Consider the following 16,281-nt stretch of genomic DNA (forward strand, 5'->3'; position numbering starts at 1 on the left):
ACTCACGCCACACTCTCCTTCTGGCCGACATCGGGATGGTGCAGATCGAACGCGGGGGATTCGGAACGGATCTTCGGCAGGCTGACGAAGTTATGGCGCGGCGGCGGACAGGAGGTCGCCCATTCCAGCGAACGTCCATAGCCCCAGGGATCGTCGGTGACGACCTTCTCGCCGTACTTGGCAGTCTTCCAGACGTTGTAGAGGAACGGCAGGAACGACAGGCCGAGGACGAAGGAGCTGATGGTCGAGATGGTGTTCAGGGTGGTGAAGCCGTCGACCGCCAGGTAGTCGGGAATTCTGCGCAGCATTCCCTCGGCGCCGAGCCAGTGCTGCACCAGGAACGTGCCGTGGAAGCCGAGGAAGAGGGTCCAGAAGGTGATCTTTCCCAGCCGTTCGTCGAGCATCTTGCCGGTGAACTTGGGCCACCAGAAGTGGAATCCGGCGAACATGGCGAAGACCACGGTGCCGAAGATGACGTAGTGGAAGTGGGCGACCACGAAGTAGGTGTCCGAGACGTGGAAGTCCATCGGCGGCGAGGCCAGGATCACGCCGGTCAGACCGCCGAAGACGAACGTGATCAGGAAGCCGACCGCCCAGAGCATCGGGGTCTCGAAGCTCAGCGACCCCTTCCACATCGTGCCGATCCAGTTGAAGAACTTGATGCCGGTGGGCACGGCGATCAGGAACGTCATGAACGAGAAGAACGGCAGTAGCACTCCGCCGGTGACATACATGTGGTGCGCCCAGACGGTGACCGAAAGGCCCGCGATGGAAATCGTCGCCGCGATGAGCGAGACATAGCCGAACATCGGCTTCCGGGAGAACACCGGAATGACCTCGGAGATGATGCCGAAGAACGGCAGCGCGATGATATAGACCTCCGGATGACCGAAGAACCAGAAGAGATGCTGCCAGAGCAGCGCCCCGCCATTGGCCGCGTCGAAGACATGCGCCCCGAATTGGCGGTCCGCCTCCAGGGCGAACAGCGCCGCCGCGAGCACCGGAAAGGCCAGCAGCACCAGCACACCGGTCAGCAGCACGTTCCAGGTGAAGATGGGCATGCGGAACATCGTCATGCCCGGGGCGCGCATACAGATGATCGTGGTGATGAAGTTGACCGAGCCGAGGATGGTGCCGAACCCGGACAGGGCCAGACCCATGATCCACATGTCCGCGCCGACACCCGGCGAACGGACCGCGTCCGACAGCGGGGAGTAGGCGAACCAGCCGAAGTCGGCCGCGCCCTGCGGGGTCAGGAACCCGCCCACCGCGATCAGCGAGCCGAAGAGGTACAGCCAGTACGCCAGCATGTTCAGCCGAGGGAACGCCACATCGGGCGCACCGATCTGGAGTGGCATGATCCAGTTGGCGAACCCCGCGAACAGCGGGGTGGCGAACATCAGCAGCATGATCGTGCCATGCATGGTGAACGCCTGGTTGAACTGCTCGTTCGACATGATCTGGATACCCGGACGGGCCAGTTCGGCGCGCATCAGCAGCGCCATCACCCCGCCGATGCAGAAGAAGGCGAACGAGGTGATCAGGTAGAGCGTGCCGATCGTCTTGTGATCGGTGGTGGTCAGCCATTTCACGGCCGTGGCCCCCGGCCCGGGGCGGCGCGACGGCGGGGCGGCCGGCGCCGCCGCGACAACGGTGTTGTTCCTCATGACCGCTAGGTGTCCGGCGCCCCGTGGATCGTCACTCCGACGGCCGGTCAAGATTGCCCGGCGCGAGGTGTGATGATCTGCGGTGTGCCGGACACCTTCGGATCATGAGCACCGACGACGCCTTCGACGCCGCCTACCGTGAGCATTACTGGGCGGTCAGCCGTTTTGTGGCACGGCGGCTGGACGACCAGGCTTGGGACGTCGAGGAAGTGGTCGCCGAGGTCTTCGCGGTGGCCTGGCGGCGCCGGGACGAACTCCCCGAGTCACCGCTGCCGTGGCTGTACGGGGTGGCCCGGCACTGCCTGGCCAACACGGTGCGCGGCAAGGGCCGTTACCGCAGACTGCTGCTCAAACTGGGCCACCATGAGGTGACGCGCGGCGGGCGCACCGTGGCGAGCCCGGACGCGGAGCGGCCGGGCTCCTGGGTGCTGGAGGCGCTGGCCCGGCTCGCCGAGGCGGACCAGGAGGTGCTGCGGCTGACGGCGTGGGAGGAGCTGACCGTCGAGGAGCTCGGCACCGTGCTGGGGTGCGGCCGGTCCGCCGCGGCGATGCGGCTGCACCGGGCCCGGCGGCGGCTGCGGGAGCAGATAGAGACCCTGCGCCGGGACGACCGGGTCTCGCTGGGGTGCACGAGCGGCAAGAGCGACAGGTCCCAGAGGGCTGACAGGGCCGGCAAGGATGGACACGCATGACCGACGAACTGGATCTGCTCCGCGAGGCCGACCCCGTGTCCGCCGACACCGGCCCCTGGCGGGACCGGCCGCTGGACGCGCGGGCCGAGCTGCTGCTGCGGCGGCTGCCGTCCCGGGACCGGCGGCGCCGTACCGTCCGGCGGCGCGCGGTCTGGAGCCTGGGGGCCGCGGCTGCCGCGACGGTCGTCGCCCTGGCGCTGACCGTCTCGGGCACCGGCTCCTCCCCCGCCGTGGCCGCGCCCAGGCCACTGCCGCTGGTGGCGCATGTCTCCCGGGCAGACGTATCGATTTCCGAGATCGCCCGGCGGGCGCGGGCCGCGGCCGAGGAGTCCCCGGGGAAGAGCGAGCGGGGCAGCCATTTCCAGAGCTGGGCGCTGAGCATGAAATCGGGTGAGGACGCGGTGACACTGCCCCGGGAGTCGCTGACCCGCTGGAACGCGGACGGCAGCGGTTCCACGCTGGAGGTGGCCACCGACCCGCGCCATCCGGGCCGCCCGGTGATCGAGGACGGTCCCCCGCCGCGTACGGTCCACGACGGCAAGGTGCTGAGCGAGGAGCACTATCCACCCGGTATCAACGGCGCCAACCAGAGCTACTTCGAGGACCCCCCGGCCGGTGCCTCCGCGCTGCGCGAGTATCTCGCCGTCTGGTCCCCGGGCGCCGACCGCGACCCGGAAGAGCTGCTCTCGGCCATCGGGTCCTTCCGCACGGTGTGGACCCCGGGACCGCGCCAGAGGGCGGACATCGTCACACTGCTCTCCGGGCTCGAGGGGCTTCGCCCGGCGGGCAGGGTCACCGACCGGCTCGGCCGGGAGGGACAGGGATTCCGGTTCACCAGCACCCCCGGGAGCCGTTACCTGATCGTCCTCGACCCGGACGACGGCGGGGTGCTGGACATCGAGGAGACCTTCACCCGGGACGATCCCGAGTACCGGGTGAAGGCGGGCGATGTGATGTCCTACACGGCCTACCTCTCCTGACCACCGGCCACGGCGGGAGGGGCAGGCGGGACGCGGGGGCGCGGGTGGCCCGGTCGGGCGTCAGGCGTCCTCCCGCTGGCAGTGGGGGCACCAGAGGCTGGTCCGCCCGGAGATCCGGCCGCGGCGCAGCGGATTGCCGCAGCGGGGGCAGTGCGGATCCGGATCGTCGCGCCGCCCGGTGAGCCAGTCCGGGTCGTCCGGCACCCGCCCCGCCCGTACCGAGGCGCGCAGCACCTCGCGCAGCGCGCTGTGGAGCCCATGGCGCTCGTCGTCGGTCAGCGCGTTCACCGGCCGCCGCGGATGGATCCGGGCGTGCCACAGGATCTCGTCGCCGAGCAGATTGCCGAGTCCGGCGATCACGGCCTGGTCGGTCAGGGTGGCCTTGACGCGTCCGCGCCGCCCCTCCAGCAGCCGGTCCAGATCGGCCCGGCTCAGCGAGAGCGCGTCCGGGCCCTGATCGCCGATGATCCGGTCGATGTCGTCGTCGGTGGCGGCGAGCCAGATGCCCTTGAGTTTGCGCTGGTCCTCGTAGCCGAGGCGGTGGCCGTCGTCGAGATCGAAGGCGACGCGCTGGAACCGGCCGGCCGGTTCGGAGTCCGCCCCGCAGACCAGCCGCCCGGTCATACCGAAGTGGAGCACGACGGTGGGCCCGTCGGTGGGGGCGATCAGCCACTTGCCGTGGCGGCGCGGTGCCGCGAAGCGGCGGCCCTTGAGGTCGCGCTTCAGGCGCTGCGCGGTCACCCCGTGCAGCACCCCCGCATCGGCCACCTCCGCCCGTTCGACGCGGTGGCCCTGGGCGCAGGAGGCGAGCGTCCGCCGGAACCCCTCGACGTCCGGAAGCTCGGGCATAGCGTCAGGCTACGCCCGGGGCTTCCGTAGCGCGTTGTGGAGAGCACCCCCGTTCGGGAGCCTTCATCGGATAAAGTACCCAATTATGCGATTCATGCGCGCCGCCCCAGGGGTGAGCGGTCGCAGCCAGAAACTGTTCGCGATCACACGGTGTCTGCCGTTCCTGGTCCTGGCCGCGGTACTCAGCATCGAGCTCTCCCCCGCGCACACCCTCTACACCGGCCCCCTGCTCTCCCCGGCGCCGGCGCTGGCGGCGGTGACCATGGGGCCGGCCGGCACCGTCGGGGTGGCGGTGCTGGCGGGCGTGGTCAGCGCGATCACCGCCATCCACAACGACGCCTGGGGCACCCCGCAGGTGTACACGAATCTGCTGGCCCTGCTGGTGGTGACGGTGGCGAGCGTGGCGACCAGCGCGGTGCGGGTGCGCCGGGACCGCGAGCTGGCCCATATCCGCCGGATCGCCGAGGTGTCCCAGAACGTGGTGCTGCGGCCGCTGCCCGCCCGGATGGGCCTGGTGAACACCGCCAGCGTCTATCTGGCGGCCGAGCGCGGTGCGCAGATCGGCGGGGACCTCTACGAAGCGATGTGCACCCGCTACGGAGTGCGGCTGATCGTCGGCGATGTGCGGGGAAAGGGGCTGGCCGCGGTGCGGTCCGCCGCGGCCGTCGTGGGCGCCTTCCGGGAGGCGGTGCACTACGAGCAGGACCTCGCCGAGGTGATGCACCGCTGTGCGGCCGCGCTGGCGCGCGAGTACGAGCTGCTGGACCGCTCCCAGCTACAGGATCCGCAGGAGCTGGAGGAGCAGTTCGTCACCGTGCTCCTCGCCCAGGTGACGGACGAGTCGCTGATCCAGCTGATCAACCGCGGCCATCCGCCGCCCCTGGTGATGCGCGAGCGCCAGGTGCGCTCCCTGGACCCGGCGCGCCCGCTGCCGCCGCTCGGCCTCGAGGAGTTCCTCGGCCCGCCCGCGATCGGCGTCGAGACCTTTCCGTTCCTGCCCGGTGACCGGGTGTTGCTGCACACCGACGGGGTGATCGAGGCCCGCAACGACGACAACGAGTTCTTTCCGCTGCACCGGACCATGGAGACGCTGGACTGCGCCACCCCCTCCGAGTACCTGGACGGGCTGCGCCACGCCCTGGTCCGGCACACCGAGGGACGGCTGGCGGACGACGCGGCCATGGTCCTCATCGAGCGGGACACCGGCGGCCCGGACCGGCCGTTCCGCTGAGCCGGTCGCGCCACCGCCGAGCCGGTCGCGCCGGGGCGCCGTACATCCGCCGTACCGCCGGGCGGTGTTGACCGCTCCGGCATGGGTTGACGCCCTCGCGGAGCGCGACGACACTGTCAGGGACGGTCACGATTGTCAGCGCCCACCGTGCGGAACCCCCGCTCAGGTGGGTCATCGGCCCCGGCTCGTTGACAGGCAACCCTTCTCCCGCGACGGGGTGCCCCCGGGTGACGACCAGGTTCCGTCGGCGTGGACGGGACAAGCGCGGTCTCGCTGCCTCGCGAGCCCCCGATGATGGGATCGGTGGAGATGCCCAGGACCGACAGCCACGGGGACGGCGCCCGCCGGTGTCCCCGTCCGTTGTCCCCGCTCCACCGGCTCCACCTCCTGACCAGACGGCTGCACATCGATCTGCTGCGCATCTGCAGCGCCTCCAGTCCAGCTCTCTGAGTCGGCCCGAGCCGACACGGTCACCGAGCGCGGTCCCGCGCCGCCGGGGGTCGGGTGTGTCCCGGCACCGTCCAGGCGGGCGCCCCGCGCGGGCTTCCCTTCCGTCGTGCCATCGGCGCCGCCCTCGACCGGCGGTGGCCGGGGCCTTTCGTCACTGCCCTGGAGAGCCATGTCCGAGACGTTTCCGGTCAGTTCAGGTCCCGCCGCTCTTCTCGACCCCGACCCCTGCTCGCCCCGCCCCCGGATCGCCCCACCCGCGCCACCGCACCGCTTCCGCAGCCGCATCGGCGTCGACCTCGCCGGTGGCTTCTATCCGGTGCCGCACCGCTATCGGCTCTATCTCTCCGCGAGCTGTCCGCTCTCACTGCGCGTCTCCATCACCCTCGATCTGCTCGGGCTGCGGGACACCGTGGCCACCACCCTCGTCGGGCTCCCGGACGACACCCCCGAGGCGTACGCCGCACTGCGCGGGGCCTACGAGGCCACCTGGCACCGCTACGGCGGACCGGTGGACGCGCCCGCGCTGTGCGACCGCTGGACCGGACGCGTCGTCAGCAATCACACGCCCGACATTCTGCGCGACCTCGCCGGCCATCTGAGCGACGACAGCGGAACCGGACGCCCCCCGCTGCGTCCGGCGGCCCTCGCAACGGACATCGACGCCCTCCGCGACCTCATCGACGCGGACATCATCCACGCCGCCCGGCAGGCCGGGACGGCAGCCGAGGCGGAGTGCCGGCAGACGGCGCTGGAGCGGCTGCTGACCGCCCTCGGCCGGCTCGACCGCCGGCTGACGGCCGCGCCGTACGCCCTGGGCGAGGAGCTGACCGCCGCCGATGTGGACCTGTGGGTGGCCCTGGTCCAACTGGACACCGAGCACCGGCTCCTCCTGGACGCCCACGCGGCCGACCGGGTCTCCCGCCATGGGCGGCTGCGCGCCTACGTACGGCGGCTGCACGCCCACCCGGCCTTCCACACCACGCTTCCGGAGGCCCTCCAGGACGAGGTGTCCTGAGAGGGCGTCGAGGCGGCCCCGGCCCCGGCCCCGAGAGGACGTCCAGGTGTCCTGAGAGGGCGTCATGGTGCGCCGTCAGGCGGCGGTCCGGGGCCAGTCGTCCAGGCTCTGGTGGTGGCGCACCGCCTCTTCCAGCGCCCGTATCCCGAGGTCGATCAGCGGGTTCCGCAGGCTGCCCCGGCGTACGCAGGTGAGGATCCGCCGCGTCGGCATGTTCTCGCCCGCCACCGGCACCCGCGCCACCGCCTGGCCCGCCGGGCCCTCGGCCAGCCGCGGGATGAGCGAGACGCCCAGCCCGTTCCCGACCAGCGACCAGACCGCCGACCAGTGGGTGGCGGCGTGCACGATCCGCGGCGAGAACCCGGCCGCCGCGCACAGCATCCGCACCCGCTGGGCGTGGTCGCAGGTGCCCGCGTCGGCGACGATCCAGTCCTCGGCCGCCGCGTCCTCCAGCCGCACCGAAACCGCCCCCGCCAGCCGGTGGTCGGCCGGCACCAGCATGATGTGCGGCTCCTCCAACAGGGGGCTCTGCTCGAACCGCGCGTCATCCGGCGGCGGCCCGCCCTCGATGGGTTCCACGACCGCGAGATCCACCTCGCCCGCCACCAGCAGGTCCATGCTCTCCTCGGTGTCGCACTCGCGCACCCGCACCAGCAGGTCGGGGTGGCTGCGCCGCAGCCGCCCGGCCGCGGGGGCGATCAGGCCGCTGATCGCGGTGGTGAAGCCCGCGATGCGCAGCGGTCCCGTCATGCCCGCCCGGTAGGACTCCAGCTCCGCCCGCGCCTCCTCCCACCGGGCCAGCAGCGCGTCGGCGTGCTCGATGAGCAGGTGCCCGGCCGGGGTCAGCCGGACGCCGCGGCCGTGCGGCTCCAGCAGCGGGACCCTGAGCTCGCGCGCGAGCTCGCGCATGTGGTGGGAGACCGCGGACGGGGTGAGGTGCAGGGCCTCGGCGGCCGCGGTGACCGTGCCCTGCTGGCGCACCACGCGGAGCATATGAAGCCGACGGAGGTCAATCATGAAATCATTTTGCACACATGACCAGGAAAACGTGCAATGGACCTCAACGGTCGTCCGGCGTCATCCTGCTGCCATGAACACCGATACGCACACCATCGTTTCCCGGCACACCACCAGCGAGGGCGTCGTGGTCTGGAGCCGCTGCGCCTGCGGACGGCTCCAGATGGTCCTGGTTCCCTACGGCGCCGGCGGCAAGGGGATCGCCGCGGGCGGACATGACTTCCAGTGCCCCCGCTGCGGCCGTTAGGGCCGCTCGGCGGCGTGGCGAACGGCCCGGCGCTCAGGACAGCGCGGTCCGCGCGTCGCCGAACTCGCCCATCGCCCCGGCCACGATGGCCTCCAGACGGGCGTGGTGGGCACCGCGCCAGTAGACCCGCTCACAGACCGTACAGCGTGCGAAGACGTCGTACGTACGCTGGGTGCCGTGCCGCAGCTCCTCCCGGACCGTCTCCTTGTCGGCGTCCTCCAGCGGGCCGTTGCAGGCGGTGCAGCGGGTCCAGGGCGCCAGGTCCGGGGTGAACCGGCCGAGGACGTCGCGCAGTTGCTCATCGGGGCGGTCGCTGTAGACATATGCCCCGGCCCACAGCTCGCGGCGGCGCAGCAGCCCCCGGTCGCGGGAGAGCAGCACCCGGCGCTGGGCGGCGGAGCGCGCGGCCAGCTCGGGGTCGCCGATGTCCTCGCTCTCGTACGCGGCGTCCACGCCCAGCAGCCGCATCCGCCGCGCGAGCGTGCCCAGGTGCACATCGAGCAGGAAGCGCAGCGGCGCGCCCGGCACCCGCTGCGGGCGGACGACCGGCTGGACCTCCACGGTCTCCTCCGCGCCCGGCACATGCGAGACGGCGGCCTCCTCGCCGTTCACCAGCAGCCTGCCCACCTCGGTGAGCGGCACCCCCAGCGACTCGACCACATGGCCGAGAGTGGAGACGCCGTCGGTGGCGACCGCCGTCCAGGGGCGGCGCCGCTCGGGAACGGCGAAGAATCGCAGTTCAGGGGCGAGGCTGAGGTGGATCTCAGGTCCGTTCACACCGCCAGCATGCCAGGCGGCCCCGGCCCGGTGCGACGGCGTTTCGGGGGTCAGCGGCAACCCCGCGCCGACCACGTGGCCGTCTCGGGAAAGACCGCGCGGGCCGGGGCGTCACCCCGGCGGTTCGGCCGCCTTGGCCCGGTCGCGGCGCCGCTTGCGGCGCCAAGCCACCATCCGCAGATAGTCCTCGTGCAGCACCCGCCCGACGAGCGCACCGCCGAAGACCACGAAGCCGACGCCGACCAGCCAGGACTGGACGACCAGGACGGTGCCGACCGGGCCGTAGGAGACCGTGCTGGAGGCGATCAGCGGGGAGAACACCAGCTGGGAGAAGACCCGCAGCCCCAGCAGCCCGACGCTGGTGGCGAGCGCGCCGGGCAGCAGGGCGCCCCAGCTGATCCGCCCGCCGAGCAGCAGCCGCTGCGACCACCAGAAGAACAGCACCGTGCCCAGCACCGCCACCAGCACGCGGGAGAGGCCCGGCTCCAGATGGGCGGAGAGCAGCAGATAGCAGATCAGCACCACGAGCCACACCAGATGGCGCCAGACGGTGTGCCAGCGGCCGGCCGGCAGCTCCCACACCTTCTCGTAGCCGACCTGGAGCACCGTGCCGAAGCGCAGTCCGAAGACGGCCAGCGTGGCCAGGCCGAAGGCGGTGGTGGACTCCAGCGCCTGCTTGGGCGGGGCGAACAGCCGCTGCACCTCGTCCCGCGAGGTCGAGGTCAGCCCGAGGCCCTCGGCCAGCCACTGGGCGAAGCCGAGCCGGTTCACCGGATCGGCCGCGGCGACCACGATCAGCAGGGGCACCAGGGTGAGAAAGCCCAGGGCGGCGAAGCCCATCGAGCGGTGCAGCAGCTCGAATTCGCTGCCCCGGCGCCATCCGCGTCCGATCGCGGACCGGTCGAACGCGCCCTCCAGCCGCTGCCACCAGGGCCAGGACCGGGGCCCTCGGGAGCCGGACGCGGTCCGATTCTCGGACATACCCACTCCCCTACTCGCGCCACCGGCTCGACCTGGGCAGTGCCGTCCAGGCTACTCGGGGTGGTGACGTTCCGCCGGGAGTTCCGCCGGGACTCCCCCCGGAACACATGTGCGGCGCCCGGACCGCCGTCGGTGCCCGTTCGGCGGGCCTCACGCCGTGGCCATGACCGGGGCCCCGCTGTCCGCGTCGATGACGCTGACCCGGACGGCGGGCTCGCGCACCGTGTCCAGGCTGGCCCCGGCGTCCACCGCGAAGAGCACCAGCACGGGCCTCGCGGCCGGGCCGCCCCCGTACACCCCGGCGAACTGGAGGATGCGCCAGCCGCCGTCGTCCCAGTGGTCCAGCAGCGCGGAGCGCACCACACGGGAGACGCTCTGCCAGGCGCGCGAACGCTCCAGCAGTTCGACGGTCGCGGCTACCGGGACCGCCGTCCGCGCTCCGGTCGCGGCGAGCGGATGCCCGCTGATCCGCAGCCGCAGCCGACGTAGCGGCATCCGCCAGCGGCGGTCCGGATCGGCGGACAGGGCCGTCAGGGCCGCCGCGGCGGCCAGGACCACGCACAGCGCCGCGGCCGGACGGCGGCTCGCCACGGTCCACCAGGGCTGCTGGGCCAGGGCCGCCGTGACCCCGCCCGCGAGGACCGCGGCCGCACGGACGAAGGCGCGCCAGGTGAGGGGGGCGTCCCGCCGCGCCGTACAGCCGCACGAGGAGCCGGGCGCGGCGGCGCGGGCGTAGCCGAGGTAGCCGAGGAAGCCCGCGCCGAGGAGGGCGGCCGCCGTGCCCGGGAGCGGGGTGAGGGGCGGTGCCGGCAGCGCGGCGGCGAGGAGGAGCTCGACCGCGCCGAGGACGCGGAGGGCGAGTGCGGCCCGGCCGCCGTCGCGCAACAGCCGGGCGAGCGCGGTACGCGGCGCCTGCCGGGCGGCGCCCCGGCCGAACAGCTTGCCCGCACCGGCCGGTCCCAGCACCCCGGCGAGCACCAGCGGGGCGAGGTCGCGGACCAGGGCGCTCACCGCCGCCTCCCAACGCCGGGGGCGACCGCGACCCGGACCAGGTCCACGGAACCGTCGGACGGCCGCCACGCGCCCAGCACCTGGGCGCTCTGCCCGATGGTGAGCCGGGACAGGTCGGCGGTGGGCGAGGCGGTGCCGTACGCGGCGCTGGTGGTCTCCGCCATGAGGTTGCCGACGATCTCGTGCTGCCCGTGGGCGAGGTGCAGCCGGGTCTTCTCGATGCCGCGGATGGTGGCGTGGAGGTTCACGATGTTGACCCACACCGCGTCGGCGGCGAGGGACCCGTCGGGCAGGGGGACGCCGCGGGCGTAGAGGCCGTCGCCGGTCTCGATGTCGGCCGCGGTGGTGGCCCGGGCCTTCCAGACGCTGGTGGCGCCCGTGACCCGCACCCTGGAGTGGTCGCCGTAGGAACCCGCGACCGACAGGACGTCGTCGTTGATCGCGGTGATCCGCCCCTCGGCGAAGGCACTCTCGGCGACCGCGGGATCCAGGGGGCGTATGGGCGCCGCGAAGGCGGCGTCGGCGTCCACGGCGCCCAGGGCGGTCGCCCCGACGACGGTGGCGCCGTGGAGGGCGGCGGTGGTGAGGAAGCGACGGCGGTCGAGTCGGTCGCCGGTTCGGTACGCGCTCATGGCCGGGCCCGCCTCATTCGAAGATGGAGACCGGCAGGGTGCCGGAGCTCAGACTGCCGATGGCGGAGAAGGCGGCGGGGGTGAGGTCGATGACCCGGTTGGTGCGGCAGACCCCGTCGCAGCAGGTGGACTCGGAGCAGAAGCTACGGGTGCGCGGGCCGCAGTCGCTGACGGTGACGCAGACGCTCGCGCCCGAGCAGTCATGGCGCACCTTCATCACCGAGCCGCAGCCGCGACGGGGTATGGCCTCGCCGCACAGGTCCGGCCGGGTGATGTCCCAGCACGCCTTGGAGGCGTTGGGCCAGGCGGCCTGCAAGGCGCTGGACCGGCAGGTGCCGCACGCGCCGCCGCCCGCGGAGGCGCACGGACCCCAGGCGCTGCCACAACAGAACCAGGTGGCCTCGCCGTTCCAGAGCTTGGTCGATCCGCACGCCATGGCACTGTCCTCCCGGCCTCGGTCCCGCCCTCGGAGCAGCACCATCATCTGCGGGGCCGGGCGCGGTCGCCACGGGAAGGCGTCCGGTCGGAGTCCTCACAACCGCTCGACGATCGTGACGTTCGCCTGGCCGCCCCCCTCACACATCGACCCCCACCTCCACGGCCCCCTCGCACCGCTCGGCCCTGGGGGCCTCACGGGCTTCGGGCGGCTGCGCCGGACTCCGTCCGTCGAGGCGGTGGTCGCGGTTCTCACAACCGCTCGACGATCGTGACGTTCGCCTGGCCGCCCCCCTCACACATCGTCTGCAGGCCGTAGCGGCCGCCGGTGCGCTCCAGTTCGTGCAGGAGGGTCGTCATCAGCTTGGCGCCGGTGGCGCCGAGCGGGTGGCCCAGGGCGATGGCGCCGCCGTTGACGTTGACCCGCTCGGGGTCGGCGCCGGTCTCCTTCAGCCAGGCCAGGACGACGGGGGCGAACGCCTCGTTGATCTCGACCAGGTCGATGTCGCCGATGGTCAGCCCGGTCTTCTTCAGCGCGTGCGCCGTCGCCGGTATGGGCGCGGACAGCATCCGGATCGGGTCCTCGCCGCGCACCGACAGATGGTGCACCCGGGCGCGCGGGGTCAAGCCGTGTTCCCGTACGGCCTGTTCGGAGGCGAGCAGCAGGGCCGCGGCGCCGTCGGACACCTGGGAGGAGAGCGCGGCGGTGAGCCGCCCGCCCTCGATGAGCGGCTTGAGCGCGGCCATCTTCTCCAGGCTGGTGTCCCGGCGCGGCCCCTCGTCCACCGAGACGTCCCGGAACGGGACGGTCTCGCGGTCGAAGCGGCCCTCGTCGATGGCGCGCAGCGCCCGCTGGTGCGAGCCCAGGGCGAACTCCTCCATGGCCTCTCGGGTGATGCCCCACTTCTCGGCGATCAGCTCGGCGCCGTAGAACTGGCTGACCGGCCGGTCGCCGTAGCGCGCCCGCCATCCCTCCGAGCCCGCGAAGGGGCCTTCGGTCAGCCCCAGGGGCTCACCGGCCTTGCCGCTCGCGAAGCCGATGGGCACCATCGACATGTTCTGCACCCCGCCCGCGACCACCAGGTCCTGGGTGCCGGAGAGCACCGCCTGCGCGGCGAAGTGCAGGGCCTGCTGCGAGGAGCCGCACTGCCGGTCGACGGTCACGCCCGGCACCTCCTCCGGGAGCCCGGCGGCCAGCCAGCAGGTGCGCGCGATGTCCCCGGCCTGCGGGCCCACGGTGTCCAGACAGCCGAAGACGACGTCCTCGACGGCGGCCGGGTCGGCGCCCGAGCGCTCCATCAGCGTGCGCAGGACATGGGCGCCGAGGTCGGCGGGGTGGACGGAGGCGAACCCGCCCTTCCGCCGCCCCACCGGCGTCCTTACCGCTTCCACGATGTATGCCTCGGGCATGGCAGCTCCTTGAGGTCCCTCAGGTCATGACGGTCTTACGGTCGTTGTGTCTCGCGCTGGGTCTCGCGTGGTGTCTTTTGGCTGTGTCCGGTCTCGATGTGTCTGTTCTTCTCGCGGCGTGATGCCGTCCAGGACCATCGACAGATACTGCCGGGCGATCTCCTCGGCGCTGTGCTGTCCGCCCGGCCGGTACCAGGAGGCGGCGACCCACACCGTGTCGCGCAGAAAGCGGTACGCCAGCCGGATGTCGAGGTCGGCGCGGAAGGCCCCCTCGGCCACCCCGCGCTCCAGCGCGCCCAGCCATGCCCGCTCGAACCTCCCCTGTGATTCGGCGAGATAGCGGAAGCGCGGCTGGGTGGAGAGGTGTTTGGACTCCTTCTGGTAGATCGCGACGGCGGCGCGGTGCCGGTCGATCTCCCGGAAGGACTCGGTGACGAGTGCCTCGACGGTCTCCCGGGGGCCGAGTCCGGCGCCGAGCACCTCGTCATACCCGGCCCAGAGCTCGTTCAGGAAGGTGGAGAGGATCTCGTCGACCATCGACTCCTTGGAGTCGAAGTGGTAGTAGAGGCTGCCCGCGAGCATCCCCGCCTCGTCCGCGATCCGGCGGACGGTGGTCGCGTTGTACCCCTGGGCGGCGAAGACCTCCGCCGCGGTCGAGAGCAGTTCGCGCCGTCGCTCGGGGGACGGGGTCACGGTCGTCTTCTTCTCGCTGTTCTTCGCACTGTTTCCGGTGGAAGCGCGGTTCCTGGTGGAATTCGGCACGTTCTCATTCTCGCCTCATGGGTGCTGGCTGCTCACGGACACCGTCTCGCCCGTCATGTACGACGAGTAGCCGCTGGCCAGGAAGACGATGACGTTGGCCACCTCCCAGGGCTCGGCGTACCGGCCGAAGGCCTCGCGCTCGGTGAGCTCGGCCAGCAGTTCGGGGGTGGTGACCTTCACCAGATGCGGATGCATGGCCAGGCTCGGCGAGACCGCGTTGACCCGCACCCGGTACGCGGCGGCCTCCACCGCGGCGCAGCGGGTGAGCGCCATGACGCCCGCCTTGGCCGCCGCGTAGTGGGCCTGGCCGGCCTGGGCGCGCCAGCCGACGACCGAGGCGTTGTTCACCACGACGCCACCGTGGCCACCCGCCTTCATCCGGCGCAGCGCGGCGCGGGTGCAGCGGAAGGTGCCGTTCAGGGTGACGTCGATGACCTTGTCCCACTGTTCGTCGGTCATCTCGGTCAGCAGGGCGGTGCCACCGAGCCCGGCGTTGTTGACCACCGCGTCCAGCCGTCCGTGGCGCTCCTCGGCGAGGTCGTACAGCGCGGCGATCTGGGCCTCGTCGGTCACATCGCTGACGCGTCCGGCGACCCGCTCCTCGCCGAACTCCCCGGCGAGCGTGGCCACTGTCTCCTTCAGCCGGCGCTCATGGGCGTCACCGAGGACGACGCGCGCGCCCTCCTCGAGGAACCTGCGGGCCGTGGCGCCGCCGATTCCGGTGCCCGCGGCGGCGGTGATGACGGCCGTGCGACCGGTAAGGAGGCCATGGCCGGGGACGTACGGCGCCTTGTTGTCCATCACGACGCCACGGTAACCTACCAAACACTTGTTAGGGAACCGCCAGAGAGCCGATGGAGGAGGTGGTGCCCCGATGGACCTCGATCTCACCGAGCGGCAGTCGGCGTTCCGGGCCGAGGCCCGGCGGTGGCTGGCCGCGCACACACCCGCCGCTCCCCTCGCCTCCCTGGAGACCGCCGAGGGGTTCGCGGCGCATCGCGCCTGGGAGCGCACCCTCGCGGCCGACCGCTGGTCGGCGGTGACCTGGCCCGAGGAGTACGGCGGCCGGGGCGCGTCGGTGATCGAGTGGCTGCTGTTCGAGGAGGAGTACTACGCGGCGGGCGCGCCCGGCCGGGTGAGCCAGAACGGGATCAGCCTGCTCGCCCCCACTCTCTTCGAGCACGGCAGCGCCGAGCAGCGCGCCCGGATCCTGCCGCCGATGGCGCGCGGCGAGACGATCTGGGCCCAGGCGTGGTCCGAGCCCGAGTCGGGCTCCGACCTCGCCTCGCTGCGCTCCACCGCCCGCCGCACCGACGGCGGCTGGCGCTTGAGCGGACAGAAGACCTGGTCGTCCCGGGCCGCCTTCGCGGACCGGGCCTTCGGCCTGTTCCGCAGCGACCCGGCGGCGGACGCACCGCACCGGGGGCTGACGTATCTGATGTTCGCCCTGGACGCGCCCGGTGTGACCGTGCGCCCCATCGGCCGCCTCGACGGCAAGCCCGCCTTCGCCGAGCTCTTCCTGGACGAGGTGTTCGTCCCCGACGAGGACGTCATCGGCGAGCCGGGGCAGGGCTGGCGCATCGCGATGAGCACGGCGGGCAACGAGCGCGGGCTGACCCTGCGCAGCCCCGGCCGGTTCACCGCGGCGGCGCGGCGCCTGGTGGCGCTGTGGCGGGAGCGGGCGGACAAGGCCGGGAGCGATGCGGGGACCGAGGCGGCCGCGCTGCGCGACCGGGTCGCGGACGCCGTGATCGGCGCCCGCGCGTATGAGCTCTTCGCCTACGCGGGCGCCTCCCGGCTGGCCGCCGGGGACTCGCTCGGGGCCGAGTCCAGCCTGAACAAGGTTTTCTGGTCGGAGCTGGACATCGCCCTCCACGAGACGGCCCTGGACCTGCTGGGCCCCCACGGCGAACTGTCGGACGCCGCCGGCGACCCGGACGCCCCCGGCCCGTGGTCCGACGGCTACACCTTCGCCCTGGCGGGCCCCATCTACGCGGGCACGAACGAGATCCAGCGCGACATCATCGCCGAGCGGCTGCTGGGCCTGCCGAAGGGACGCCGGTGAGGGTGAGGGGCCCGTGGCCGCGGCCGGGGCGGTGCGTCCCGTGGCAGGTGACGGGCCCAT

16 protein-coding genes, 1 pseudogene and 1 riboswitch are annotated in these 16,281 nt (G+C 72.4%); of the genes and pseudogenes, 6 read left to right on the forward strand and 11 right to left on the reverse strand.

All coding sequences use genetic code 11. From position 1 onward, the window contains the following. Window positions 1–2 precede the first annotated feature (2 nt). Window positions 3–1,667 (reverse strand): aa3-type cytochrome oxidase subunit I, encoded by a 1,665-nt coding sequence (gene ctaD, locus ACMTAK_RS07640; protein ID WP_413805474.1) that lies wholly within the window; start codon window positions 1,665–1,667, stop codon window positions 3–5. Between the two features lie 104 nt (window positions 1,668–1,771). On the opposite strand from ctaD, the gene ACMTAK_RS07645 reads away from it, so the two are divergent. Beyond that, entirely contained in the window at window positions 1,772–2,359 is a 588-nt protein-coding gene (locus tag ACMTAK_RS07645; protein ID WP_413805475.1) for an RNA polymerase sigma factor, read from the forward strand. Beyond that, window positions 2,356–3,339, forward strand: a complete 984-nt coding sequence (locus ACMTAK_RS07650; RefSeq protein ID WP_413805476.1) for a CU044_5270 family protein — start codon at window positions 2,356–2,358, stop codon at window positions 3,337–3,339. Before ACMTAK_RS07645 ends, ACMTAK_RS07650 begins: the two co-directional genes overlap by 4 nt. A 60-nt stretch (window positions 3,340–3,399) precedes the next feature. Here ACMTAK_RS07650 and ACMTAK_RS07655 read toward each other — a convergent pair whose 3' ends face one another. Next, window positions 3,400–4,188, reverse strand: coding sequence for an Fpg/Nei family DNA glycosylase (locus ACMTAK_RS07655; protein ID WP_413805477.1), 789 nt, complete (start codon window positions 4,186–4,188; stop codon window positions 3,400–3,402). A gap of 85 nt (window positions 4,189–4,273) precedes the next feature. Here ACMTAK_RS07655 and ACMTAK_RS07660 point away from each other — a divergent pair, with 85 nt between their 5' ends. Beyond that, window positions 4,274–5,419 carry a PP2C family protein-serine/threonine phosphatase gene (locus ACMTAK_RS07660; protein ID WP_413805478.1) on the forward strand — a complete coding sequence of 382 codons (1,146 nt, stop codon included), beginning with the start codon at window positions 4,274–4,276 and terminating at the stop codon, window positions 5,417–5,419. A gap of 124 nt (window positions 5,420–5,543) precedes the next feature. After that, window positions 5,544–5,690, forward strand: a riboswitch (SAM riboswitch). A 348-nt stretch (window positions 5,691–6,038) separates the two neighbouring features. Continuing rightward, entirely contained in the window at window positions 6,039–6,884 is an 846-nt protein-coding gene (locus tag ACMTAK_RS07665; protein ID WP_413805479.1) for a glutathione S-transferase C-terminal domain-containing protein, read from the forward strand. Window positions 6,885–6,959: 75 nt separating this feature from the next. Here ACMTAK_RS07665 and ACMTAK_RS07670 read toward each other — a convergent pair whose 3' ends face one another. Next, a complete protein-coding gene (locus tag ACMTAK_RS07670; protein ID WP_413805480.1) occupies window positions 6,960–7,901 on the reverse strand; it encodes a LysR family transcriptional regulator in 942 nt (313 codons plus the stop codon). A gap of 73 nt (window positions 7,902–7,974) precedes the next feature. Between ACMTAK_RS07670 and ACMTAK_RS07675 the strand changes: the two genes are divergently transcribed. Then, the gene (locus ACMTAK_RS07675) at window positions 7,975–8,148 is read left to right on the forward strand and encodes a hypothetical protein (protein ID WP_209468677.1); all 174 of its coding nucleotides are present in this window, start codon (window positions 7,975–7,977) and stop codon (window positions 8,146–8,148) included. Between the two features lie 33 nt (window positions 8,149–8,181). Here the strand turns inward: ACMTAK_RS07675 and ACMTAK_RS07680 are convergent, their stop codons facing one another. The 8 genes and pseudogenes from ACMTAK_RS07680 to ACMTAK_RS07715 form a co-directional block, all read right to left on the reverse strand. Continuing rightward, window positions 8,182–8,925 carry a Mut7-C RNAse domain-containing protein gene (locus ACMTAK_RS07680; protein ID WP_413805481.1) on the reverse strand — a complete coding sequence of 248 codons (744 nt, stop codon included), beginning with the start codon at window positions 8,923–8,925 and terminating at the stop codon, window positions 8,182–8,184. Window positions 8,926–9,036: 111 nt separating this feature from the next. Beyond that, on the reverse strand, window positions 9,037–9,906 hold the full coding sequence (locus ACMTAK_RS07685) for a ribonuclease BN (RefSeq protein ID WP_413805482.1): 870 nt from the start codon (window positions 9,904–9,906) through the stop codon (window positions 9,037–9,039). Between the two features lie 150 nt (window positions 9,907–10,056). Further along, the gene (locus ACMTAK_RS07690) at window positions 10,057–10,917 is read right to left on the reverse strand and encodes a MauE/DoxX family redox-associated membrane protein (protein ID WP_413805483.1); all 861 of its coding nucleotides are present in this window, start codon (window positions 10,915–10,917) and stop codon (window positions 10,057–10,059) included. After that, window positions 10,914–11,549 (reverse strand): cell wall protein, encoded by a 636-nt coding sequence (locus ACMTAK_RS07695; protein ID WP_413805484.1) that lies wholly within the window; start codon window positions 11,547–11,549, stop codon window positions 10,914–10,916. Before ACMTAK_RS07695 ends, ACMTAK_RS07690 begins: the two co-directional genes overlap by 4 nt. A gap of 13 nt (window positions 11,550–11,562) precedes the next feature. Continuing rightward, window positions 11,563–11,985, reverse strand: coding sequence for a septal ring lytic transglycosylase RlpA family protein (locus ACMTAK_RS07700; protein WP_413104620.1), 423 nt, complete (start codon window positions 11,983–11,985; stop codon window positions 11,563–11,565). A 251-nt stretch (window positions 11,986–12,236) separates the two neighbouring features. Beyond that, window positions 12,237–13,394: an acetyl-CoA C-acetyltransferase gene (locus tag ACMTAK_RS07705; RefSeq protein WP_413805485.1), complete on the reverse strand. Its 1,158-nt coding sequence runs from the start codon at window positions 13,392–13,394 to the stop codon at window positions 12,237–12,239. Window positions 13,395–13,505: 111 nt separating this feature from the next. Then, window positions 13,506–14,087, reverse strand: a pseudogene (locus ACMTAK_RS07710) (TetR/AcrR family transcriptional regulator); the annotation flags it as partial. 84 nt (window positions 14,088–14,171) lie between these two features. Continuing rightward, window positions 14,172–14,957 (reverse strand): SDR family oxidoreductase, encoded by a 786-nt coding sequence (locus ACMTAK_RS07715; RefSeq protein WP_413812820.1) that lies wholly within the window; start codon window positions 14,955–14,957, stop codon window positions 14,172–14,174. Window positions 14,958–15,030: 73 nt separating this feature from the next. Between ACMTAK_RS07715 and ACMTAK_RS07720 the strand changes: the two genes are divergently transcribed. Further along, window positions 15,031–16,221 (forward strand): acyl-CoA dehydrogenase family protein, encoded by a 1,191-nt coding sequence (locus ACMTAK_RS07720; RefSeq protein ID WP_413805486.1) that lies wholly within the window; start codon window positions 15,031–15,033, stop codon window positions 16,219–16,221. Window positions 16,222–16,281: the final 60 nt, after the last annotated feature.

The organism is Streptomyces lacaronensis (assembly GCF_047337785.1).
Taxonomy (GTDB): domain Bacteria; phylum Actinomycetota; class Actinomycetes; order Streptomycetales; family Streptomycetaceae; genus Streptomyces; species Streptomyces lycopersici.